Below are 21,699 nucleotides of genomic sequence, written 5' to 3' on the forward strand. Positions count from 1 at the left end.
GCTACATGGCTCGTGCAAAGTGGACAAAGCCGGCGCGAGATGACCTAAAAGCGATCGGTTTTTATATCGGCGGTAAGGAAATGCAACCATCTGTTGCCGCCAAGATTCTTCGCGAGATTCACTCTAAAGCCAATGAATATGCTGAAGCCTTCGCTCGCGGTTCTGTTATCGGCTCTGAGGCTTCCGAGTTAGGTGAGAATTGTCGCGTATTTACTCACAAGCGTTGGGTGATCATCTTCGAGCAACTTCCAGATGGGATTGAAATTTTAAGAGTTCTTGACGGTAATCGCGACTACCCAAGGCTGTTTGGTGCTTAAGACCTGTGAATCATTGTTTCGCGGCTAAATTTGTCAACTACTGCGAACTTCGTCGCGCTGCCGTCAGTGTGTTCACCAGCAGCATCACACGCGTTAACGGCCCCACGCCGCCGGGGACGGGGGTGATCGCGCCCGCGACTTCGCTCACGGGTTCGTAGTCGACGTCGCCCACAAGCCGGGATTCGACCCGATTGATGCCGACGTCGACGACCGTCGCGCCGGGACGGACCATGTCGGCGGTAATAAAGTTGGGCTTGCCGATGGCCACAACCAAAATATCCGCAAGCCGCGTGACGCTCGGCAAATCGGTTGTGCGGCTGTGGCAGAGTGTGACCGTGGCGTCAGCCCCTTTTTGGGCCAGCATAATCGAAAGCGGCTTACCGACGATATCGCTGCGACCCACGACCACGACGTGCTTACCTGCGGTGGGAATATTGTTGCGCTTCAAAAGTTCCACTACGCCATGCGGAGTGCAAGGCAGGAACACTGGCCGGCCTTGGACGAGTCGTCCCACATTCTCGGGATGAAACGCATCGACGTCTTTGTGGGGGCTCACCGCTTCGAGAACGGCTTCGGTGTCGATCTGTTTGGGTAATGGCAGTTGCACGAGGATGCCGTGAATGCGGGTATCTTCGTTGAGCTGTTCGATGACCGTAAGCAGTTGTTCCTGCGTCGTCTCGGCGGGAAGTTTTTCGAGGACACTAGCGATGCCGACTTCTTCGCAATCACGGCGTTTGTTGCGGACGTAAACTTCGCTTGCTGGGTCGTCGCCCACGAGCACCGCTGCGAGCGTGGGGGTAATGCCCGACTCTTTGTGAAACGCAGCCACTTCGTCGGCCAACTCGCGGCGAATTTGCTTGGCCAGATTTTTGCCGTCGAGAATTTGAGCAGGCATGGCAGGAACTTCAAGAACAAGAACACTGCTGGGCAAGCCAGCAGCGGCGCCCAATCGGCAATAGTTTAACTCACAACTATCGGAGTGAGCAGGCCCCAGGCGTAGGTCTGGTCGAGTCCCTGCAGAATCCACAGCGTGAGACACGCATAGCACGCGGCGGCCGCGTCGTCGGCGATTACGCCCCAACCGCCGGGGAGTTTTTCGAGATTTCGCGCAGGCAGGGGTTTAGTGATGTCGAACAGTCGAAACAGCAACCAGCCAACCCACAGCACCCGCCAATTGGTCAGCCCGCTGGCCAAATAAACGATTGGCAGCACGGCGATTTCGTCGAGCACGATTTCCTGCGGGTCATCACCACCAATCATTCGCACGGCCCGCGAACAAATATTCGTCGCGATGAGTCCCACTACTAAGGTGGCGATAACCTGCCAACCGAGCGTGGGGAGTTGAAAAATGGCCCAAGACAGGGGCAAGCCCAAGAGGCCTCCAACGGTCCCTGGCGCGGGGGTCACCAGCCCAATGCCAAATCCGGTGGCAATCCAGACGGCGAGGCGGTCGGTCAGCGAGGGGGCGTAGCGTAGACGGCGTTTCATGGTCGGCATCCTAGACGCCAGCACGTTTTCCGACAAGCGAGCCAATATGGTCGAACGGCGGCCTTCCGAGTATCATGCACTACTTGGGATTTTGACTGAAATAGGCAATCTGTGCGGGGCGGAGACCACTCGAACGAGATGAGCGAAGAAACTACTGAAAAGCTAAGCCCGGTTGAGCATATCAAACAAGAAAGCAATTTCCTGCGCGGCACGATTGCCCAGGAATTGGCTGACGGCTCCGACCATTTTGGCAAGGAAAGCATCCAGCTGCTCAAGCATCATGGGATGTACCAGCAGGACAACCGCGACGACCGCAAGTCGGGCAAGTCGTTCAGCTTTATGGTCCGCACGGCGATCCCGGGTGGGATGCTTTCGAGCGAACAATTGCTGGCCGAAATCGACCTGTGCGACGAAGTCGGCAACACGACTTTGCGAATCACGACTCGTCAGGGGCTCCAGCTGCACGGTATTCTGAAAGACGACGTCAAAAAGACGATCCGCCGCATCAACGATATTCAGCTCACCACGATTGCCGCCTGCGGCGACGTGAAGCGCAACGTGATGTGCTCGCCCTGCCCCTACAAGGGCGATCCTGTGTACGACCAAATGCAGGAAATGGCCGAGCAGATTCAAATTCATTTCACGCCCCACACCGGCGCTTATCACGAGCTGTGGTTGACGGACGATTCCAACGGTGAGAAGCAGCTGGTCGATTCGTCGAAGCCCGCCGAGGTGGAACCGATTTACGGACCCACCTATTTGCCGCGCAAGTTCAAGTTTGGCATCGGGCTCCCCGGCGACAACAGTGCCGACGTTTATTCCCAAGACTTGGGCCTCTTGGCCATCTGCGAGCATTGGAAGATCGTTGGCTACAACGTGCTGGTTGGCGGCGGTTTCGGCACGACGCCCAGTGCCAAGAAAACCTTCCCCGCGATTGCACTGCCAATGTGTTTCGCGACGCCCCAACAGGCCATGGACGTGATGACGGCGATCGTCAAAGTCCAACGCGACTTCGGCAATCGGGCCGACCGCAAGGTCGCGCGGTTGAAATACTTGATTCACGACTGGGGAATCGATCGCTTTAAGCAAAAGGTCGAAGAGTATTACGGTGGCTCGCTTCCGGCCCCGCGGCCGGCGCATGTTTATGGCTTTAACGACGGCATGGGCTGGCAGGCCCAGGGCGACGGCAAGTTCTTCTATGGCCTGAACGTCGAGAATGGCCGTATCAAGGACGAAGGAGACTACCGCCTCAAAGCCGCCTTGCGCGAAATCTGTGGCACGATGGCTCCACCGCTGCGGCTCACGCCTCATCAAAGCATTATCTTCTGCGATCTCAAGGAAACCGATCGACAGCCGCTCTTAGACACTCTGCGGAGTTATGGTGTCCCGCTTACCGAAGAGATCACCAACACCCGCCGGTGGTCGATGGCGTGTCCCGCACTCCCCACGTGTGGTCTGGCGATCACCGAAAGCGAACGCATCTTGCCGACGTTGGTCGATCAACTCGAAACGGAACTTGCCAAGCTAGATCTCAGCAATGAAGTCTTCACGATGCGGATGACCGGCTGCCCCAACGGTTGCGCACGGCCTTACAACTCGGATATCGGCTTGGTCGGCAAGACGGCCGGCAAGTACACGGTCTTCCTGGGTGGCCGCGTGATGGGTGATCGCTTGAACTTTATCTACAAGGATCTTGTTCCCGAAGCCGAGGTGATCCCCGCGCTGGTGCAGGTCTTCCGCTACTTCAAGGAAGCCCGCGAAGCGGATGAATCGTTCGGCGATTTCTGCCATCGGCAGGGGCTCGAGAACCTGCTCGCCAAGTGCGACGTGCCGGTTTAGCAGCTCAGGTCCATACCATGGCTTCCCGGTTGTGCCTGTGATACGCTATCGTGCTGTCGATCAGGTTCCTACGCAAGCGAGATAGGTGTCGCGATGGCATGGCTTTTCGAACGAATGATTGAAACCGCGGCGTGGGTCGCGTTTATCCTCGGCATCGTCTTTCTCTGCGAAGCCGTTTGGATGCTCGTGGAATGGGCCCGCCACATGAACGTTGAAGGGTCGAAAGAATACCTGATCCAGAGCGGCCAAGCCGCGGCGTCGTTCGTGGCCTCGGCCTTGGCGATGGGTATTCTGGCCTGCATCGATCACTATGTGTTCGACTACGAAGATCGCATCGCGGCTCAAGATCGCAAGTAATCTCAGCGATGGCTGAGATCTTTTGGTCTGCAATTCGTCGCCAGTATTCTTATTGATTCGCGCTGACAGGGCCTTCCACCAGTTGGCGGATTTCGCGACGGCGGGCCAAGCGGCGCTGGTGATGCCGCATCGCCAAAAAACTGGCCCGGACAGTACGACCGGACTTCATGGCGGCTCGGGTGCGACGATTGAGCTGCGAATGATCGACCAAAAGCCGCAGATGGTCGGTCGTCTCTTGGACGAGGTTCTGAATAAAGCCGACCAAGGCTTGTTTCCACCGGGGAAGTTCAGGCGTCATAACCACCTCACGGGGTGAACTTGACGGCCAGTCAACCGCGACTTGCCGCAGGACACATGGGTTCTCATAAACTCAATTCTGACATTAAAACACGTTCTTGTCACTCGTAATTGGTATCGGTTCTTCCGAATCTGTATTCTAGGCAACCAAGACAAGGTAAGCCGAATTGCTACTAAACGTGGCGAGTTTTCACCCTGGAAGTTTTTACCATCACGGCTTTCCACACGCCGATTTGCCAATTTGAGTTTTGGGACACACCTTTGTCTATCCGATAGACAAGTGACGCGGCATGTTTGTCGCAATCAATATTAGGCCCTCACCACGCATCGGGGCAGGGGAGTTAGCAGACAATGCATAGCTTCCTATGTGGTGAGGGCTTTTTTATGCGCTGTTTAAAATATCCGAGCCGGATAACCGAGCGGATGACCGAGCCGGGACGACTCGGCTATATTGGAGGGGTGACCTGTCTGATTCCGCAAGGGCCCTGCCATGACTTCTCGTTTTTCCCCAGAAAGAACCCGCATTGGCTGGATCGGCACCGGCGTGATGGGGTCGAGCATGTGCGGCCATTTGCTCGCCGCGGGCTACTCTGTCACTGTTCATAATCGCACGCGGGTCAAAGCCGATCCTCTCGTGGAGAAAGGTGCGGCTTGGGCCGACACGCCCCAGCAAGTCGCCGAGCAAGCGGATGTGACGTTCTCCATCGTGGGCTATCCCCACGATGTCGAAGAAATCCTCCTTGGCACGCATGGAGCTTTAGCAGGTTGCCGCGCAGGTAGCGTGCTTGTCGACATGACGACGAGCAAGCCCTCACTGGCCATGCAGATCGCCGAGGCGGCCACCCACCAGCAAGTGATCTGCATCGATGCCCCCGTCTCCGGCGGCGACGTGGGGGCACGCAATGCCACGCTGTCGATCATGATCGGCGGGGAGCGAGAAACGGTCGAAGCGCTGGCCCCCTGCTGGGAAGCGTTGGGTAAGACCTGGATCTGGCAAGGTGGACCCGGTGCCGGCCAGCATACCAAAATGGTCAACCAAACGCTGATCGCCACGAACATGATTGGCGTCTGCGAAGCGCTGCTCTACGCCTATCGCGCCGGCCTCGACCTCCACAAGGTCATGCAATCAGTCTCCACCGGGGCCGCAGGAAGTTGGTCGCTCGCCAACCTGGGGCCACGCATAATCGCGGGCAACTTCGATCCCGGCTTCTTCGTGGAGCATTTCATCAAGGACATGGAGATCACACTTGAGGAAGCCCACCACATGGGGCTCAAACTCCCCGGCCTTCAGCTAGCACGCGAGTTGTACGGGCGACTGGCCGAGCGGGGCCATGCCCGGCAGGGGACCCATGCGCTGATGCTCACGCTGGCGGAGATGTCGGGCGTTGATTGGCGAAATCGGGAATGAGCGCTAAGACGCGAGCGGCGGGTCACAATTGACGGCTAGCCGACAAACATCTACAGTCACGCCGCAAAATTCTCTTCCCCCCGGGGTCGCGGCCATGAAGACTTCACAATCGGAATCAGTAACCGGTACTCCCGGTTCGTTGCCGACCTGTTTGAAGGTGCTCGTGATCTCGACGCCGCAGCGGAACGTGGGCTGGTTGGCCGAAGCCTTTGCCGCCGATAGCGCAACACAAGTCGCGCTCACCGAAGTGATCGGCATCACCGCGGGCCTGACTCGCCTCCGCGACGAAGTATTCGATGCCGTGCTTGTCACACACGAGCCAGGTCAACTCGATGCTTTGGATTTCGTGGAAGGCCTGCGTGCCGGTGGCAACGAAGAACCAATGCTTGTATTGGGTTCGCTCCCACCGCAAGAGATCGACGCCCTGTGCTACGAAGTGGGGGCCGACGACTATTGCTGCGTGGCCGAAACCACTGTTCGTGGTTTGTTGTGGAAGTTCTCTCGCGCGATCGAACGCAATCAACTCTTGCGCGAGAATCGCCGCCTCGTGCATGCCCAAAAGCAAAAGCTCAAGCAAGAACATCTCGAAGCGCAGCGACTGCTCGAACAACAGCGTCAATTGATCGCTGACTTGGAATCGCTCGGCAAACCGCCCGTCAAAGAATCAACGGTTGGCGTCGATGGTTTGGATGATTGCCTCGCAAAAACGGCCACGTGCATAGAACAGGTCACAACCGATTTGCCCGCCGCGCTGGTGTCGCACTATCGCGAATTACTGCGGACGTACGTCATCATGGGCGTGGGAAATCTGAGCGGCGAAATGGCCAAGCTCGCCGACTTGCTCGCGAGCGCCGAAGTCTCGGCCCAACGGGCTTTGCAACTTCACGTCGCAGTGTTGGAAGAACTCGTCGAAGGCCTCGGCACCCGCTCCGCGCGGCACGTGATGAATCGCGCCGATCTGCTGGCCCTGGAAGTGATGGGGCATCTGGCGGACGGCTATCGCGCACGCCTCTGCGAAAGCCGCAATCCACCCCGGCAGCAAATCCTGCCCTTCGCCGCGTAAGGCAAATTTTTGCTACAATCTTCGGCTGCTAAGCCGCAAGCGGCTACCCTGCGTCCCCAGCGCCTCTGCGTGAAAAAACCTTATGAACGATTCAGAAACAACCATTGCCGAGCTTCGTGAAAACATCCGCCAGTTTGTTGTCGAGCGTGACTGGGAACAGTTTCACTCGCCTAAGAATCTAGCGATGGCGTTGGCAGTGGAAGCTTCGGAATTGATGGAGCATTTTCAGTGGATCGATATCGGCGAATCGCGAAAACTCGCTGAAGACCCCGCCAAGCTGGCAGCCATTGGCGAAGAACTGGCCGACGTATTGAGCTATACGCTCGCGCTGGCCAACTCACTGAACATCGATGTTGCCAGCACTCACCGCGACAAAATGCGGAAGAACGTCGCGAAATATCCGGCCGATCAATTCCGTGGCCGCTTTGGCACGAAGGGCACGTGATTCGCACAACCATGGTCGCATGAACTCTCGCCCTCGAATCGCCGTCGTCGGAGCCAGCACTCGTGGATGCGCATTCTCGCTGTTGCGTACGGGTTGCGAAGTCGTGGCCGCAGATCTGTTTGCCGACGCGGACCTGCGGCGAGTTTGTCCCGCCACGCAAATCACTGATTACCCGCATGCGCTCGCCGATTGGCTGGCCGAAACAGCCTGCGATGGTTGGCTCTACACGGGGGCGCTCGAAAACCATCCCGATCTGATTGAACGCATGGCCAAGTTACGGCCGCTCATGGGAATGCAAGGGAACGCATTACGGCGCGTGCGCGATCCGAAGTTATTGCAGGAAGTGGTCCGCACAGCAGGACTGAATTTTCCGGAAACCAAACTGTGTGATGGTTCACCTCCCGGTGATGGTGACTGGCTCCACAAGACGGGCCAAGGTGGCAACGGCAGCGGAGTCAGTCGCCTTCCAAACGAGCCGCCAACAGTTGGCTACTTTCAACGCTTCATCCCCGGTGAATCAGGCTCGGCCATTTACATCAATGGGGAACTTCGTGGCATCACGCGGCAACTTATTAAAAATCCATTCCAATACAGCGGCACGCTAGCGCCCTGGGATTTTTCATCTGAAATCGTCGACGAGTTCGCCATGCTCGGTCGTGTGCTGTCGACGATGGGGCTACGCGGTCTGTTCGGCGTTGATTTTGTGTTCGATGGCAACCGGCCCTGGATCATCGAAGTGAATCCCCGCGTGACGGGGGCAGTAGAAATCGTGGAACGAGTGACTGGCAGTAATCTACTTGCCGAACATCTTGCTTCGTTTGGTTTTCACGTTGAAACCTTCCCGCCACACTCGGTTACTGCCGCAGGCAAGGTCATCCTTTATGCCAAGCAGCCGCTCGTGATTTCTCCAGCAACGAGCGAGCAACTCCTCAGCCGCACCGGTTCGCTCGAAGCCCCACAGCTGGCTGACATTCCCCATGCTGGCACCGAAATTTCCGTGGGCGAGCCGATTCTCACGGTGTTCGCGCGTGGCGAAACATTGGAAAATGTCGAACAGGATTTGTGCCGGCAAGTTCTGGCCTTGGAAAACGAACTTTATACGGAGAGCGTCGGGAGGCACGTATGAGAATTGGCATCGTCAGCGACACACACGGCCACGTGGGCAATACCTTAGCCGCGGTTCACATGCTTGAAAGCTTGGAAGTCGAGCGAGTGCTGCATTGCGGCGACATCGGCACCGAGGAAATCCCTGCGTTCTTCAAGCCGTGGCCGACCGATTTTGTCTTTGGCAACTGCGATTACCATCGCGAGGAACTTACCGCCGCGATCAAGCAGGCAGGACTCACGAGCCAAGGCGTGTTTGGCGATCTGAAGATCGGCGGACGACGGATCGCGCTCTTGCACGGCGACGATCACAACAAGTTTTTTGATGCCCGCACGAGCGGCGATTACGATTTGGTCTGCTATGGCCACACGCACGTTGCCAAACTCGAGCGTGTGGAATCCACCATAGTGCTCAACCCGGGCGCGCTCTACCGCGCGAATCCCCATTCGCTCGCGATCGTCGATCTCGACACGATGCACGCCGAGATCATCACCTTATAGTTAGCCGGCATCGTCCCGATGCCGTTGAAACGTATGTTGAGCGTTACGAACGGCAGTGGGACACTACCGGCTAACACTAACCCGCCAAACGGTCGATGCGATTGACTGGGAACGAATCGGCAAATTCTTCGGCGGCGCATTGGAACTGCATCACGTAGGCATCTTCCGGCGAATCTTCGTAATACGAACGCAACACGTTCGTCGCGCGGAAGCCGACTTTCTTGAAGAACAGCTGCGCGGGCAAGTTTGTTTCGCGCACTTCGAGCGTGATTCGCGTGCGGCGTTGGCTGGAAAGTTTGCTCGCCAGCTTGTCGGCCATTTGCCGACCGATGCTGCGATTACGCATTCCCTTGGCGACGGCGAAGTTTAAAATGTGCAGCCGCGATTTGTGCAGCTCGTAGATCATGAAGCCTACGACCCGCTCGCCATGTTCGGCGACCATGCCTATGCAATTGCGTTGCCGCAGGCAGCGAATGAAATCTTCTTCGTACCAGGGAAACTCAAAACTATCTTGCTCGATGGCAAGCACTTCGGGCATGTCGCGGCGGATCATCCACCGGATATGTACGCGCACTTGTTGATCGGTCGATTCGCTGCTCGTTTGGCGGCTCATATCGGCCTCCTTCCGTGTCGGCCTATCGCAATTCAGGGTTTCTGAAATGGTTTCTGTGTTGGCACCATCACCGGCGGCCGTGGCAAGGGCGTCAGACCGAGCCATCCAATCGCGGATTCTGCTCAGCCAACCCTCCGGCGTCGGCGTGTTACCGTCGTTCTTGCGATCCTCGTGTCGCATCCCACCGTCGCCTCATGCTGAGAAAAGCTATCCCAAAGGACTATCCCAAAAGGACCTCTCGACGAGTGGAAAGGAAGGCTACCAAAGTTGCGAAACGGTGCCAAGCGAGAATCATGGGCCCCGGAATTCCGGGAAATCCAAGACCGCTAGCACCCGGAGAAGATGTCGACTTGGGGGCAGAAGGTGGAGAGAGGTACTAGGGGTAGCTACTTCAAAAATCCAAGTGTGTTTTGCAAATCCGCGAGAGCTTCGTGCGCATGAGTTAATTCGTGAATTATCTCATCGAATGTCAGGTCGCTTCTTTCTTGAGCAGCTGCGAGGGCTTGGGCAGACGAAACCGCTGCACCAGCATCAGTCAAACTTTCCAATACCTCGGTGTGCCACCATTTCAAAAAATTGTCAGCAACCCATTCCGCAGGCGTTACACCATCAACCAGATGCGTTTCAGGAGAATACGCTAGTGAAATCCAGTTCGCCAAAACACGGCGGACTTCGGCAAGTTCGGCCATTTAATCTACCTTGGGTGAATCTCTTAAGAGCAAGTATGTCCGACACAAACCTCCACCCCCAATTCTCGCATGCTCTCGCATCACTCACAATCCTTTTAATCCGCTCGGCACGGTCGCAGCGGTTGCAGCAGAGGCGTACGCGGTGAACATGCCGCAGCGGGATTGATTGCCCCGGCACCCGCCCTGGCGTGGGGTAAAGTTGTGCGGTGACTTAACACTCTGCGTCAGGCTTAAGGGTTGTGCCTGATCTGACGCGTGCCGTCCCGCCTGCCTTGCCTCCCCACCGAGCCGCATCATGAGCACGTCGACCGAGAATTTGCCCAACGAACAAACCAAAACGCTGAGCCTCCCCGCCCCGACGGCGGATGTCAGCTATGTTGAGCGGCTGGAAAAAACGCTCAGTGCGGCCGAAGAAGCACTCCATGATCTCGCCACGCTCGACGCACTGCCTCCCGCCGCAGAGCGCAAGGCAACAACGCTCGCCGTGTCGGTGGTGATCCCCGTTTACAATGAACGCGAAACCATCGCCGAGATCGTGATGCGCATCCGCGCAGTCGGCCTGCATACCGAAATCATCATCGTCGACGACTACAGCCTCGACGGCACGCGGAGTGTTTTGCTCGATCTGGCCAAGCAACCCGACGTGAAGGTGTTGTTCCACGGTTATAACCGCGGCAAAGGGGCCGCATTGCGGACCGCGTTCGCCGAAGCTCGCGGCGACGTCATTCTCATTCAAGACGCCGATCTGGAATACAGCCCCCGCGATTACGCACTGTTGCTTAAACCACTGGAACTCGGCACAACCAACGTCGTGTACGGCTCGCGCTTCCTGGCCAATGCCGAGCAAGATCCTTCGCGGCTCCATCGGCTAGGGAATTGGCTGCTGACCAAATTCTCGAACTTCCTCACGGGCCACCAACTCACCGACATGGAAACCTGCTACAAGGTCTTCCGCCGCGAATTGCTCGAACAGTTTGAATTGGAGCAAGATCGCTTCGGTTTTGAGCCAGAGTTCACCGCCAAGCTTTCTTGCATCGGCGAAACGATTGTCGAAGTCCCCGTCGGCTACGACAGCCGCGACTACAGCGAAGGCAAAAAAATCGGCCTCCGCGACGCCATCAACGCGATGTGGTGTATCGTGAAATATCGGCGGTAGAGCGGATTTGAGTCGGTGCTTGCCAACGTGATATAATGGGATCACGGAGAATTACTATGTCCCTGATAATCGAAGTTCCCGACGATCTGGCCGCCCAGCTTCAAGAACGCGCCGCCGCGATTGGCAGCATCCCTGAAAAGGTAGCGATTATCGCTATCGAGCAGCAGCTTCGGGCCAACGAACAGTTAGAAAAATCTCTCGCACCGGTTCGCCAAGCATTTCTTGAGTCAGGCATGACTGAGGATGAAGCGGTTGAACTCTTCGAAGCAGAAAAACATGCGATGCGCCGCGAAAGGCGTGAAAGAGTCCTATGACTCGCGATCGCATTGTGTTCGATTGCAACGTCTACTTTCAAGCTCTTATTGGGCCAAACGGTCCTGCCGGAGCTTGCTTGGAGGCCGCTGAAAAATCATCGTTTGATTTGTATGCTTCGGAATACGTTCTGAACGAACTTAACAATGTGTGTATGCGACCTGGACTAGCTGCGAAGTTCGGCTTTACGCCTGCTCGTGTCACGGACTTTCTACGTTCAATTCGTCGATTTGCTATTCTTCTCGACGACATTCCACACGTGTTTACCTATCCACGTGATCCAGATGACGAGCATTACGTCGATCTCGCCGCCGCTTGCAACGCCCATCTGATCGCCAGTCGTGATCGAGACTTGCTGGCTCTCAACGATGTGAGTACAGAAACCGGCAAACAGTTTCGCCTGCAGTTTCCTGACTTATTGATCATGACGCCCGATCAACTTTTGGCGCGAATTCACGACGTAAGCGAATAAAGCTAATCCTTTTATTCATGCACCATGAACTTCGCGTTGGCCGTGGTATCTTTCGGGCCGTAATCGTAGAAGCGATAGCGTTTCGTTACTTTCGCGCCACCTTTTTTGAGGGTCTTGTAAGAAAGGTCGTTGCTTTCGAGCACCCAGGAGAATTCCGCTTCGTTGATGCCCCACTTGAGGGCGTCGGGCACCAGCCGTGCCACAAGCGCGATGCCGATCCCCCAGCTTTGATACTCGGGGAGCACGTTGGTGCTGATCAAACGAATCCGCTTGATCGCCTTGCGATTGCCCAGCAACTTGATGAATCCAAACGGGAACAACTTGCCGTCGATCGCCTTGATCCGCGGGTTGTAATCCAACAGGCCAAACATCGTCCCCACCGGTTTGCCGTCGATCTCGGCAATCGTGGTCAGCTCGGGGACAATCATCTGCTTGAGCCCCGCAGCTTGTTTTTTCACTTCCCCTTCCGACATCGGCACAAAGCCCCACGTCGAAACAAGCGACTGGTTGTAGATGTCAAGAAACGTCTTTACATCGCGGTCAAAATGCTTCGTACTCATCGGCCGACATTTGAGCGGAAAGCGATCGAAAAGCATTTGGCTCATCGCCTGCAATCGCTGCGAAACCTCTTCGAGCATGCTGATGTGGCCCCAGAACGCATAAGAATCTTGCGCTTTGCGGAAGCCGTAGTTTTCGATCAACCGACCGTAGTAAGGTTTGTTGTAGGTCATCATGAACCAGGGGGGATCATCGAAACCTTCGATCAACAAGCCACACTCATAATTCAGCGAAGGATTCAGCGGGCCGCGAATCGCTTCGATACCCCGTTCTGCGAACCAAGCTCGCCCCGCGTCAAACAATCGGCCGGTGACCTCTTCATCTTCCTCGGTTTCAAAGAAACCAAAGAAACCCCGTTTCTCTTTGTACCAGCGATTGTGGGCATGATTCACAAACGCCGCGATTCGGCCGCAGGGCTTACCGTCGCGGAGCGCGACAAATGTTTGAATCTCCGCGTCGTCGTAAAACGGATGATACTTGTAGTTGAGCAGCTCTTTTTGCACCAAACGAAGCGGCGGCACCCAATGCGGATCGCCCCGATAGTGATCCCAGAGGAAATTAAAAAAGAGCTTGCGCTCGGCACGCGTGGAGACGGGGATGACTTCCAGTTTGGGCATAGCCGCGATTTGTCTAGCGGATGAGAGGAACAAGCGAATTGCCACTGTAATCGGCTGAGTGCGGAACGGTCAATAAATGAATTCTCGCCTTCCGGCACGGACTGCTCTTGACGCACAAGCAAATCGCCGCAAATTTTGAGGGCATTGAGCGCCGAGAACTACGTGATCGGAAGGGTATTATGCAGCGAGCACTCGTCACCGGGGGAACCGGCTTTGTCGGTTCCAATCTCGTGGCGGAACTGCGCGCACGAAGCTGGTCTGTGCGCTGCTTGGTTCGTGATCCCTCACGCGCTAGCGAACTTGCCTCCCTAGGCGCGGAACTGTGTGTTGGCTCGCTGCAAGACCCGCAGTCGATCGCTCGCGCGGTGACCGATGTCGATGTCGTTTATCATGTCGCCGGGCGCGTGGCGGCTCTGAAACGCGCGGAGTTTTTCGTCGACAACGTCGAAGGGACACGCGCGGTCATGCAAGCCTGCTCCGAGTGCGACCGGCCCCCGACGGTGGTGATGGTCAGCTCGCTTGCCGCCGGTGGACCGAGCCTCCCCGGCACGCCTCGCCGTGAAACGGATGCCAACATTCCGATCTCCGCCTATGGCATGAGCAAGCTCGCCGCGGAACAGGCGGCCACGGAATTCGCGGACCGTGTGCGTCTTTCCATTATCCGTCCGCCCGTCGTGTTTGGCCCCGCGGATCGTAACAGCTTGCAGTTGTTCAAAAGCGTCTTGGTGACACACTTGCACCTCGTCCCCGGCTTGCGACGGATGCCAATGTCGTTGGTCCACGTGTCTGATTTGTGCACGGGGATGATCGAACTTGCTGAGCGCGGTTCGCGCGTAACTCGTAACGATCCGTCCGTCGGTATCTATTACATCACCTCAGGGCCCACGAGCACGTACAGCGACATGGGCCGACTCGCAGCCACGAGTATGGGACGAAGTGTTTTTGTTGTTCCCACACCGAAAATCATCTTCTGGCTCACCGGCGGTATGGGAGAGGTCTTCGGCCGTCTGCGGAAACGTCCCGTGCTCCTGAATTGGGATAAAATGCGCGAAGCGGTTGCCAGTGGTTGGGAATGTAGCGACGAAAAACTTCGCCGCGAAGTGGGCTATCAGCCGTCGCTTTCCCTCGAACAACGCTTTGCCGATACAGCCAATTGGTATCGCGAGCATGGTTGGCTCTAACCGCTTGCGGCTGGGCGGTTACAGGGGACAATAAAGGCTTTCCCACTTGTTGCCATAAAGCCGTGCCATGCATCAGCTCCCCGATCTCACGCTCGAACAACTTAACGTCGCCACGCTCGGTGAAGCGACGTTTCGATCGCCGCTACCGCTGTCGTTCGTTTCGGGTGACGACATCGGCGATTTTGTTTCGGACCGGTTTCGATTGTATTACGAACCACGGTTTGTGCCGGGTGAGCCCGTGTGTGATTTGTCGTTCGAGCTGGCCGGTCCTCGGCATAAGCTGTTCTTTGATCCGGAGAAAACATGCGCGGCGATTGTCACGTGCGGGGGCCTTTGTCCCGGCATCAATAATGTGATTCGCAGTCTGGTGCAGGAACTGACGCTCAACTATGGCGTGCCGCGTGTGCTGGGTATTCGCTACGGCTATCAGGGACTCAACCCTGCCGTAGGTCGCCCTCCGGTCGAACTTACCTATGAAGACGTGGAAGACATCCATCACAAGGGGGGCACGATCCTCGGCACTTCACGCGGCCCGCACGAATCGCAAGTGATGGTCGATTTTCTTGTCAGCCAGGGAATCAACATCCTCTTTTGCGTCGGTGGCGATGGCACGCAGCGCGGTGCTCATGAGCTTTCCGAAGAAATCACCCGTCGTGGGCTCGATATCTCAGTAGTTGGCATTCCCAAAACAATCGATAACGACATTAAATACTGCTTCAAAACGTTCGGTTTTGAAACCGCGGTGGAAGAAGCCGAGACCGTCATCGATCGGGCGCATGTCGAAGCCAAGTCGGTGCTCAACGGCGTGGGACTCGTAAAGCTTATGGGCCGCCACGCGGGATTCATCACCGCGGCAGCCGTTTGCGCCAGCGGCGAAGCCAACTTCGCCTTTGTGCCCGAAGTCCCGGTGCAACTTCATGGCTCCAACGGTTTCCTGGCCGCACTCGAACGCCGGCTCGCAGTTAAGGAACACGCGGTCGTGGTTGTGGCCGAAGGGGCGGGCCAGGAATGGCTCGACGAATGCCCCACGGGGCACGATGCCTCGGGCAATAAAAAGCTAGGCGACGTGGGGCCATATCTTGCCGAACAAATCAAGAAACATTTCCAGGATCACAAGATTCCTGTCTCGGTGAAATACTTCGACCCCAGCTATCACATTCGCAGCGTGCCAGCCAACGCGGCGGATAGCTTATTGTGCGCGCGATTGGCTCGTGCCGCAGTCCACGCCTGCATGGCGGGCAAGACGGACGTATTGATTGGCCTCTGGCACAGTCATCTCATTCACGTTCCGCTCGCACTCTCGAGCGACGCCAAAAAAGAAATGTCGCTCGAAGGGGAGTTGTGGACGTCGGTCCAAGCTCTCACCGGCCAAGAGAAGTGGTATAAGCCTGACTCATCACAACCATCCCACTAGCCGGAGGGCCACGCCCTCCGGGCACGGACCGCGTGGCGGTCCGGCTAGACTAGGTTCTATGCAGCCTGACCTACCCTTCAAAATCAAACGGATTATCGTCGCCGCTGCTTTCTTCTTGGAACGGCGTCGCCTCGTCGGCGGGCTCTTCATCCAACGGCTGGGTCGGTGCCACGGGTACTTGTTCCACGGCAGGTGCCGTTTCAGCGGCGGGTTTGCCTTCTTCCGGAACTTCTTCCTTAGCCAACTGGCGATACATGGTCGGTAGGTTCGCGCCGATTTCATGGAAGGCTTGCACCAGACCACGACTGTTCACCAGAAACACGCGATCCGATTGCTCGTTGAACACCGCCCGATAATTGGCACCTGGGAGTGTGTCGATGTATTTGCCCGTTTCAAAATCGACGATCACCAGGCGTCCCCTGTCGTCGAGCCCATAAACGTGCTTACCCCCTTGTGCGACAAACTGCGTAATGTTGGGGACCGTCCACAATGGCTCACCAGTTTGGGAATTCATGGCATGCAGCATCGGTTCGCTGGAAGTTGCATAGAGCCGGTCGCCCACCACCGCCGGGCGGCTCGTGCCAACGTAACCCATGGCATACCGCCAACGTTCCTTACCACTCAATTCGTCGAAAGCATAGATGTTGCCATCCGCGGAAGTGACGTACAAAAAAGGATCAGCTTCGGTCGGGGGTGCTGTCGCGGGGGAAGTCGTTTCTATGCGGTACAACACTCGTGGCTTGTTGGCGTTGCCCACATACAAGTAGCCACGCTGCGTCGGCCAGGTGACAACTTGGCCGCTCGCGGTCGGGCTGTGGAAAATCCGTCCTATGGATTGCGAATACCAGGGATTAGCTTTGGGTTCGTCGAGTTTATAACCTTCGATCCGGCCATTGAAAAATGAAACGTAGGCATACTCGTCGCTCAGGGTTGGGGCCGCCGCGGGGGCGCTACCCAACATGCGAGACCACAGCAATTTTCCTGTCGACCGATCAACGACATACAAATTCGCTCCGCTCACCAACGCAACGTAATTGTCATTTGCCGCAGGCCCCAAGGCGAGCATGTCGAGCGGTCCGACTTGAGTCACCCACAAAGTCTCGCCCGTCTCGGCATTGAACGAATGCAGCGCCCCGGCGGTGGTCAAAGCCAACAGATTGTCTTTGTAGAGCAGCCAATTCTCCACGCGATGCCGTGTAACGTCGAGTTGCACTTGCCCAAACCAGGAACGCTCCAACCCGGCGGGGGTTGCCATTTCATAGCTGACAAGCGACTCGCCCACGAGCACGGATTGAGTGAACAAGCAAACGGCAGCCATCGTGCTTGCTAGCGAGACGAACGAATATCGTGACGGGGCAGTCATTGCGGGTATTACTCACACGGTGAAGATCAGGGGAGTCTGTCACGAGCGAAACAATGGTAAACGAAAAGTTAGCCAAACTGCTCGTGCCGGGACTGTTCAGGCCCGTTCCATTCTAATTACAGGGCCTCGCGGTGACAAAACGCTCAATTGCGCATTTTCCGAAGTTTTCCCAAAGAGTTGGCTGCTTTTCGCACCTAGACCATCGACCCCGTGGTTCCTTACCATGGAGCAGCGCGTAAAACTTGTGGGCAGACTTGGACACCATATTTTAAGCATATTGAGGGTAGCGCCTTGAGTTGCGTTCTTGGTTTGTTGGTCTGCCCTGTTCGATTCCAACAACCGTTCTGAATGCCCCATTGTGAACTCACCCAGGCCTCAATCTGATTCCTCGCGAGACTCTCTGTTGGAGGAGATTGTCGGGTATCTCAATTTCTCGTCCGGGGTGAGCGATCCGAAATTCCTGCGAAATCTCAACGAATTGTTTCGCAGCCTCGATGAAGTGGGAGACGAAGCCCTGGCCTTGATTGGCCAACTTCTGACCCAAACCATCGAGCGTCTCAAAACAAACGGGGGGGCCTTTGCCGACACGACTCAGGCGGAAGCCGTCATCAGAATACTGATTGAGCATTTTTTGCCCGCGTATCGGGAATTTCATCGCGATTTGCTCTTTCATCAAGAATCCTACGACTTGTGGCAACCCTTTTTCATTGGACGGGCCTGCGAAGCGATTTTGTCGCAAGGGTACCCTTGGGACGAAACAGACCGCATCGTCGCCGGCGCGCTCGAACAAATCAACGATTTCGTCGGATATCGGCCGGTCGCGACCCTCGAGTCGGGAAGCCTTTCAGAACCTTATCCCCACGAATTCGTCCGGCCGATCCCGCTGTACATCCGCGGGGCAGGTGTGGCGATGGGCCGCTACGAACGGATCATCACGCTCGCACTCAATATCCTCGCCAACACCGACGAGCACTTGCTCGGCAAGGCGTGGTTCGATTTGGACCGCTTGGAAGAAATCGCCCTCGACCCGCGGGCTTATGACTTCGATCACCCGGTGAACCGCCGTCCCAATTATCACTTTGGGCAATGGGATCCGCATCACATCACCGGCGACGGATTTTATAGTCGCTTTGTATTGCAACAAGTGACGCTGGATGCGTTGTTGTCGCGCTGCGAATCTGAAAAGTACCCTGAAGATTCCGACGAAGAGGAATGCTGGCTCGAAGCGGCTTCGGTGTTGGCTGGCACGATGTTGATGGCCGCAGGCACCAGCGGCGATGGTCCCGCGCGTCACGATTCCAACGTCACGTTGTCGACGCTGCTCCCGCATATCGCCAATTATCGGGATGAATTCTACGAGCAATTGCTCAGCCAAATTGAAGGGGATCATGGAAGTCGCTTGCTGGAAGAAGCGGAGCGCTTTCGGCAACCCTTCGGCGCGGCGCGGCAACATTTGAATCACGAACTCGCCCGGCGACGCGCTTTGCAAATGCAGCGGGTTCACTTGGCTTATTTGTACGCTCGCCTAGGTTACCCCGCAGCAGCTCAACGCCAGGCCGATTCCGTGCGCGTTCCCGCGGCCCGCATGTTGAGCGAAATCTATTGCCGACTCACCGAGGGGCACGACGCCATCGACAACGGCGATATGGCTCGCGTCGTCGAAAATCTGCAGGAAATCGAACATCTCACGCACCGCGCGATCGAATGCGGTGCACTGGTCGATCCTTGGAACGTCGTCGGGTTTGCCGGCAATTTCTCGCTCTTTCCGGCCCTTGAAAACAGCGTTCACGATTGGCGGGTCGACGAACTGATCGAACTTGTCGAGCAAGTGCTCGATCTGTGTGCTCGGGCGTGGAGCGAATCTGCCGCGGTGGACGACGCCGAGATGGAAAAAGTTTTCTCGACCATGCTCGCGCGGCTGACCCTGTGGTGGGATCAATACGCCACGTACTCGGTTGAAGGGGTCAATCGGCTCGTTGCCAAAGAAATCGAAGTTTCGGCCAATCTCGTGGCAGGGGCCCTCAATGCCTGGCACAAAGCGGGGGCGGCCTCGGGCGACGTCAGCTTCTGGCGGATGTTCGTCGATCAATTCGACAATTCTAAAGCTTTTGAATTGGTGATCGAAGCCTTGCTCGACCACGGCGACACCGTCGCTTCAATGGCTCTGATGATGCAGTGGGTCAGCCAGAAGGATCGCACGCCGCTCGAAGAGGGGGAAAGCTCGTTTCGACGATTGTCGTTCCGCTGGCTCGCGACGGTCGAAGAACTGCAAGAAGAATCGGGCGTTAATCGGTGGCCTGAAGTGGTGCGCTTCTTTGATTTCCTGGAAGCCAATGCCGAAGAATATTGGCAAGCTCCTTCGTTGATGCTCGACGGCACACTGGGCGAATTGTTCGACGATCTCGACGACGTCGAATACTTCGACGACGAAGACGACGATGAGGCTGAACTCGACGAACACGAGGAGGATGACGAAGAGAGCGAACTCTTCGATGCCGCGTACGACGAAATGGTCTTCCGCGATTCCTCGGACGATGGCAACGAAGGGGAAATCTTCGGCGAGAGCGTCGACTACGAGGATTCCGAATGGGAATTCGAGGTCCAGCGTCTCGAGCAGCGGCTCGATTTTCTCTCGACGGTCGCCAATTTGTGGAAGCACGCGGTGATTGTCTGGGGCGGACATGCCACTGAGTTTATCGTGGCAGACAATATTTCGACTCCCGCGGAGCTTTTTGAAGCTTGGTTAGGACAGGCCAACAAGAATTATGCCAGCCTTGTCGAGTTGTTGGAAACGGTGCATCGTTTTCATTTTGCCTTGCCCAGCGGCTCGCACGATTCGCTCGCCGAATACGATCGCTTACGCACCATCAAAGAATCGCTGATTCAAGAAATTATCACCACCTGCGTCGAAACAGCCGACGCGGCCCGGTTGCTCGCGGCCACGCGGGGTGCCCGTTCACTGGAATCCGCGGAACCCTTGGTCGAATCGATTGATTTGCGCTCGGTGGAGATCCTACAAAAAGTACTCGCGGGCGATGCCGCAGACGTGCGGAAACTATGGCCCGATTTTCTTGAATCGCTGCGTCCGCAACCGCTATTGTACGTACCCCATTCGCGCGGCGGTGAACCCCGGCAAATCGTCAACACCCGTTGTTTACAACATTTGCTCAACGACCTGTTGGGTTGGCTGCCGCAACTCGGCATGATTCGCGAAACCTGCCAACTCCTCGAACTTGCCCAACAGATGGAAAGCGAGCATCCCGTGGGGCAGGGGGCCGTCACCGAATTCGACCGCCTCTTTGAAAACGGCTATCAAGCCATTGTCCGCTCCATGATCGCCTCGGCCGAACAATGGGATAGCGAAATTTCCGAGGACGACTCGCAGCATTCCGATCACTTGCTGATCGATGCCTTGCAACTCCTGACCGAAGGGCAGTTAGATCGCTGGTTGCAACATAGCCGCACGTTGCGGTTAAGCGTCGTCGAACGGCTCTCCGAGGAAAAAGATTGGCAGCGCTTTGTTGAGTTCATCACTCGTTACGGGGCCGACATTTTCGATCACCGCTTGATGAGCAGTCTGGGCAATTTGCGCGGCATCTTGCATCAAGGGGTCGACACGTGGCTCGAGACGCTCGAAGAGGATCCCGACGCCGAAGACGATATGAAACTCATAGGCGAGCTCGACAATGGCTGGCCGCGGGAAGAAGCCGCTGAATTGCTGACGCTCGCGATTGAATCGGTCGTCGAAAACTATCGCGTGTACCGCGACTACAACACAACGACCACGCAATCGGACCACGGCGAGTTGCTCTACATGCTGGTCGACTTCCTGCGGCTGCGGGCGACCTACGACCGAGTGGCCTGGAATTTGAAGCCCGTGATTTGGGCGCATGAGATTCTGATTCGTCATCGCCGTTTGTTGGCCGCTGAAATCTGGTGCCAAGCCTTTGCTGAACGAACCACCGACGCCGCCGATTCCCATCAAGCGCGGCTCGAACGCTTAAGCAAACAATACGGTATGCGACTCGCCACGATTGCCGACCGCATCGGCGAGCGCTTCGTACGGCCGTTGTTGATCGATCGCGTGCGAGCACTCGTGGAACCCGCGCTCACGGCTGAGGGCTCGGCACGCCAAGAAGCTTTCGATGCCCTCGAACGCGAGATCGCCAGCCTCGCCAACGAACCCTCCGGCGCGGGCTTGGATTTGCCCGACTGGCTCGCCGCGCTGGAAGATGAAGTCACCTCCGCCCGCTCGCGATACAGCTATCATTCGCTCACGGATCGGCTCAACAGCCGCATCGGCCAAGTGCGTCTCACTTGGAGCGAACTCTTGGAACAGCTGGGCGACGAAAGCGTCGGCCCAGAATCGGCGGAAAAATAGCCGGTTTCACTTTGCCGACGCGAAAGCCTCGCTAGTTGCCCGCCACGTCAAAAACCGCCATACTTTTTGTTAGTAGACGGGTGTTCATACCTTGCTGGTCGATTTGGCCATCACGCGGAGGATC

Annotated in this window: 21 protein-coding genes; 14 read left to right on the forward strand and 7 right to left on the reverse strand. The window is 56.7% G+C overall.

Going from position 1 to position 21,699, the window contains the following annotated elements; translation table 11 throughout:
• Positions 1 to 5: 5 nt before the first annotated feature.
• A complete protein-coding gene (locus tag SH678x_RS21870; protein WP_496920591.1) occupies positions 6 to 317 on the forward strand; it encodes a type II toxin-antitoxin system RelE/ParE family toxin in 312 nt (103 codons plus the stop codon).
• A 37-nt stretch (positions 318 to 354) separates the two neighbouring features.
• Here the strand turns inward: SH678x_RS21870 and folD are convergent, their stop codons facing one another.
• Both folD and SH678x_RS21880 read right to left on the reverse strand, forming a co-directional pair.
• Positions 355 to 1,212 carry a bifunctional methylenetetrahydrofolate dehydrogenase/methenyltetrahydrofolate cyclohydrolase FolD gene (folD, locus tag SH678x_RS21875; RefSeq protein WP_496920592.1) on the reverse strand — a complete coding sequence of 286 codons (858 nt, stop codon included), beginning with the start codon at positions 1,210 to 1,212 and terminating at the stop codon, positions 355 to 357.
• Between the two features lie 65 nt (positions 1,213 to 1,277).
• The gene (locus SH678x_RS21880; RefSeq protein WP_496920593.1) at positions 1,278 to 1,805 is read right to left on the reverse strand and encodes a phosphatidylglycerophosphatase A family protein; all 528 of its coding nucleotides are present in this window, start codon (positions 1,803 to 1,805) and stop codon (positions 1,278 to 1,280) included.
• A 138-nt stretch (positions 1,806 to 1,943) separates the two neighbouring features.
• Between SH678x_RS21880 and SH678x_RS21885 the strand changes: the two genes are divergently transcribed.
• Together SH678x_RS21885 and SH678x_RS21890 are read left to right on the forward strand one after the other, a co-directional pair.
• On the forward strand, positions 1,944 to 3,644 hold the full coding sequence (locus SH678x_RS21885) for an NADPH-dependent assimilatory sulfite reductase hemoprotein subunit (RefSeq protein ID WP_496920594.1): 1,701 nt from the start codon (positions 1,944 to 1,946) through the stop codon (positions 3,642 to 3,644).
• Between the two features lie 93 nt (positions 3,645 to 3,737).
• Entirely contained in the window at positions 3,738 to 4,001 is a 264-nt protein-coding gene (locus tag SH678x_RS21890; RefSeq protein WP_496920595.1) for a hypothetical protein, read from the forward strand.
• Between the two features lie 49 nt (positions 4,002 to 4,050).
• Here the strand turns inward: SH678x_RS21890 and SH678x_RS21895 are convergent, their stop codons facing one another.
• Positions 4,051 to 4,299: a hypothetical protein gene (locus SH678x_RS21895; protein ID WP_496920596.1), complete on the reverse strand. Its 249-nt coding sequence runs from the start codon at positions 4,297 to 4,299 to the stop codon at positions 4,051 to 4,053.
• A 489-nt stretch (positions 4,300 to 4,788) separates the two neighbouring features.
• On the opposite strand from SH678x_RS21895, the gene SH678x_RS21900 reads away from it, so the two are divergent.
• The 5 genes from SH678x_RS21900 (at position 4,789) to SH678x_RS21920 (ending at position 8,819) form a co-directional block, all read left to right on the forward strand.
• A complete protein-coding gene (locus tag SH678x_RS21900) occupies positions 4,789 to 5,706 on the forward strand; it encodes an NAD(P)-dependent oxidoreductase (protein WP_496920597.1) in 918 nt (305 codons plus the stop codon).
• A gap of 94 nt (positions 5,707 to 5,800) precedes the next feature.
• A complete protein-coding gene (locus SH678x_RS21905) occupies positions 5,801 to 6,769 on the forward strand; it encodes a hypothetical protein (protein ID WP_496920598.1) in 969 nt (322 codons plus the stop codon).
• 82 nt (positions 6,770 to 6,851) lie between these two features.
• Complete coding sequence (locus SH678x_RS21910; protein WP_496920599.1) at positions 6,852 to 7,214, forward strand: nucleotide pyrophosphohydrolase; 363 nt, start codon at positions 6,852 to 6,854, stop codon at positions 7,212 to 7,214.
• Positions 7,215 to 7,233: 19 nt separating this feature from the next.
• Positions 7,234 to 8,340, forward strand: coding sequence for an ATP-grasp domain-containing protein (locus SH678x_RS21915; protein WP_496920600.1), 1,107 nt, complete (start codon positions 7,234 to 7,236; stop codon positions 8,338 to 8,340).
• Positions 8,337 to 8,819 carry a YfcE family phosphodiesterase gene (locus SH678x_RS21920; protein ID WP_496920601.1) on the forward strand — a complete coding sequence of 161 codons (483 nt, stop codon included), beginning with the start codon at positions 8,337 to 8,339 and terminating at the stop codon, positions 8,817 to 8,819. The genes SH678x_RS21915 and SH678x_RS21920 overlap by 4 nt, the downstream gene beginning before the upstream one ends.
• A 76-nt stretch (positions 8,820 to 8,895) precedes the next feature.
• Here the strand turns inward: SH678x_RS21920 and rimI are convergent, their stop codons facing one another.
• Both rimI and SH678x_RS21930 read right to left on the reverse strand, forming a co-directional pair.
• Complete coding sequence (gene rimI / locus SH678x_RS21925; protein ID WP_496920602.1) at positions 8,896 to 9,612, reverse strand: ribosomal protein S18-alanine N-acetyltransferase; 717 nt, start codon at positions 9,610 to 9,612, stop codon at positions 8,896 to 8,898.
• 206 nt (positions 9,613 to 9,818) lie between these two features.
• Complete coding sequence (locus SH678x_RS21930) at positions 9,819 to 10,121, reverse strand: hypothetical protein (protein WP_496920603.1); 303 nt, start codon at positions 10,119 to 10,121, stop codon at positions 9,819 to 9,821.
• Between the two features lie 295 nt (positions 10,122 to 10,416).
• Between SH678x_RS21930 and SH678x_RS21935 the strand changes: the two genes are divergently transcribed.
• The 3 genes from SH678x_RS21935 to SH678x_RS21945 are packed head-to-tail and all read left to right on the forward strand — an operon-like array spanning position 10,417 to position 12,061.
• On the forward strand, positions 10,417 to 11,277 hold the full coding sequence (locus tag SH678x_RS21935) for a glycosyltransferase family 2 protein (RefSeq protein ID WP_496920604.1): 861 nt from the start codon (positions 10,417 to 10,419) through the stop codon (positions 11,275 to 11,277).
• A 56-nt stretch (positions 11,278 to 11,333) separates the two neighbouring features.
• Complete coding sequence (locus tag SH678x_RS21940) at positions 11,334 to 11,591, forward strand: hypothetical protein (RefSeq protein ID WP_496920605.1); 258 nt, start codon at positions 11,334 to 11,336, stop codon at positions 11,589 to 11,591.
• Positions 11,588 to 12,061 carry a putative toxin-antitoxin system toxin component, PIN family gene (locus SH678x_RS21945; RefSeq protein WP_496920606.1) on the forward strand — a complete coding sequence of 158 codons (474 nt, stop codon included), beginning with the start codon at positions 11,588 to 11,590 and terminating at the stop codon, positions 12,059 to 12,061. Before SH678x_RS21940 ends, SH678x_RS21945 begins: the two co-directional genes overlap by 4 nt.
• 11 nt (positions 12,062 to 12,072) lie before the next feature.
• Here the strand turns inward: SH678x_RS21945 and SH678x_RS21950 are convergent, their stop codons facing one another.
• Entirely contained in the window at positions 12,073 to 13,236 is a 1,164-nt protein-coding gene (locus tag SH678x_RS21950) for a GNAT family N-acetyltransferase (protein WP_496920607.1), read from the reverse strand.
• Between the two features lie 179 nt (positions 13,237 to 13,415).
• On the opposite strand from SH678x_RS21950, the gene SH678x_RS21955 reads away from it, so the two are divergent.
• Together SH678x_RS21955 and SH678x_RS21960 are read left to right on the forward strand one after the other, a co-directional pair.
• A complete protein-coding gene (locus tag SH678x_RS21955; protein WP_496920608.1) occupies positions 13,416 to 14,417 on the forward strand; it encodes an NAD-dependent epimerase/dehydratase family protein in 1,002 nt (333 codons plus the stop codon).
• A 67-nt stretch (positions 14,418 to 14,484) separates the two neighbouring features.
• Positions 14,485 to 15,831: an ATP-dependent 6-phosphofructokinase gene (locus SH678x_RS21960; RefSeq protein WP_496920609.1), complete on the forward strand. Its 1,347-nt coding sequence runs from the start codon at positions 14,485 to 14,487 to the stop codon at positions 15,829 to 15,831.
• Positions 15,832 to 15,901: 70 nt separating this feature from the next.
• Here the strand turns inward: SH678x_RS21960 and SH678x_RS21965 are convergent, their stop codons facing one another.
• Entirely contained in the window at positions 15,902 to 17,194 is a 1,293-nt protein-coding gene (locus SH678x_RS21965) for an outer membrane protein assembly factor BamB family protein (RefSeq protein WP_496920610.1), read from the reverse strand.
• Between the two features lie 442 nt (positions 17,195 to 17,636).
• On the opposite strand from SH678x_RS21965, the gene SH678x_RS21970 reads away from it, so the two are divergent.
• Positions 17,637 to 21,575: a hypothetical protein gene (locus tag SH678x_RS21970; RefSeq protein WP_496920611.1), complete on the forward strand. Its 3,939-nt coding sequence runs from the start codon at positions 17,637 to 17,639 to the stop codon at positions 21,573 to 21,575.
• Positions 21,576 to 21,699 lie beyond the last annotated feature (124 nt).

It is taken from the genome of Bythopirellula superficialaquae (genome assembly GCF_059632245.1).

Bases quoted from the DNA above. Each gene is read 5' to 3' on its own strand.
- SH678x_RS21870 (WP_496920591.1), top strand. From the start codon at position 6: ATGGCTCGTGCAAAGTGGACAAAGCCGGCGCGAGATGACCTAAAAGCG.
- folD (WP_496920592.1), bottom strand. From the start codon at position 1,212: ATGCCTGCTCAAATTCTCGACGGCAAAAATCTGGCCAAGCAAATTCGC.
- SH678x_RS21880 (WP_496920593.1), bottom strand. From the start codon at position 1,805: ATGAAACGCCGTCTACGCTACGCCCCCTCGCTGACCGACCGCCTCGCC.
- SH678x_RS21885 (WP_496920594.1), top strand. From the start codon at position 1,944: ATGAGCGAAGAAACTACTGAAAAGCTAAGCCCGGTTGAGCATATCAAA.
- SH678x_RS21890 (WP_496920595.1), top strand. From the start codon at position 3,738: ATGGCATGGCTTTTCGAACGAATGATTGAAACCGCGGCGTGGGTCGCG.
- SH678x_RS21895 (WP_496920596.1), bottom strand. From the start codon at position 4,299: ATGACGCCTGAACTTCCCCGGTGGAAACAAGCCTTGGTCGGCTTTATT.
- SH678x_RS21900 (WP_496920597.1), top strand. From the start codon at position 4,789: ATGACTTCTCGTTTTTCCCCAGAAAGAACCCGCATTGGCTGGATCGGC.
- SH678x_RS21905 (WP_496920598.1), top strand. From the start codon at position 5,801: ATGAAGACTTCACAATCGGAATCAGTAACCGGTACTCCCGGTTCGTTG.
- SH678x_RS21910 (WP_496920599.1), top strand. From the start codon at position 6,852: ATGAACGATTCAGAAACAACCATTGCCGAGCTTCGTGAAAACATCCGC.
- SH678x_RS21915 (WP_496920600.1), top strand. From the start codon at position 7,234: ATGAACTCTCGCCCTCGAATCGCCGTCGTCGGAGCCAGCACTCGTGGA.
- SH678x_RS21920 (WP_496920601.1), top strand. From the start codon at position 8,337: ATGAGAATTGGCATCGTCAGCGACACACACGGCCACGTGGGCAATACC.
- rimI (WP_496920602.1), bottom strand. From the start codon at position 9,612: ATGCGACACGAGGATCGCAAGAACGACGGTAACACGCCGACGCCGGAG.
- SH678x_RS21930 (WP_496920603.1), bottom strand. From the start codon at position 10,121: ATGGCCGAACTTGCCGAAGTCCGCCGTGTTTTGGCGAACTGGATTTCA.
- SH678x_RS21935 (WP_496920604.1), top strand. From the start codon at position 10,417: ATGAGCACGTCGACCGAGAATTTGCCCAACGAACAAACCAAAACGCTG.
- SH678x_RS21940 (WP_496920605.1), top strand. From the start codon at position 11,334: ATGTCCCTGATAATCGAAGTTCCCGACGATCTGGCCGCCCAGCTTCAA.
- SH678x_RS21945 (WP_496920606.1), top strand. From the start codon at position 11,588: ATGACTCGCGATCGCATTGTGTTCGATTGCAACGTCTACTTTCAAGCT.
- SH678x_RS21950 (WP_496920607.1), bottom strand. From the start codon at position 13,236: ATGCCCAAACTGGAAGTCATCCCCGTCTCCACGCGTGCCGAGCGCAAG.
- SH678x_RS21955 (WP_496920608.1), top strand. From the start codon at position 13,416: ATGCAGCGAGCACTCGTCACCGGGGGAACCGGCTTTGTCGGTTCCAAT.
- SH678x_RS21960 (WP_496920609.1), top strand. From the start codon at position 14,485: ATGCATCAGCTCCCCGATCTCACGCTCGAACAACTTAACGTCGCCACG.
- SH678x_RS21965 (WP_496920610.1), bottom strand. From the start codon at position 17,194: ATGACTGCCCCGTCACGATATTCGTTCGTCTCGCTAGCAAGCACGATG.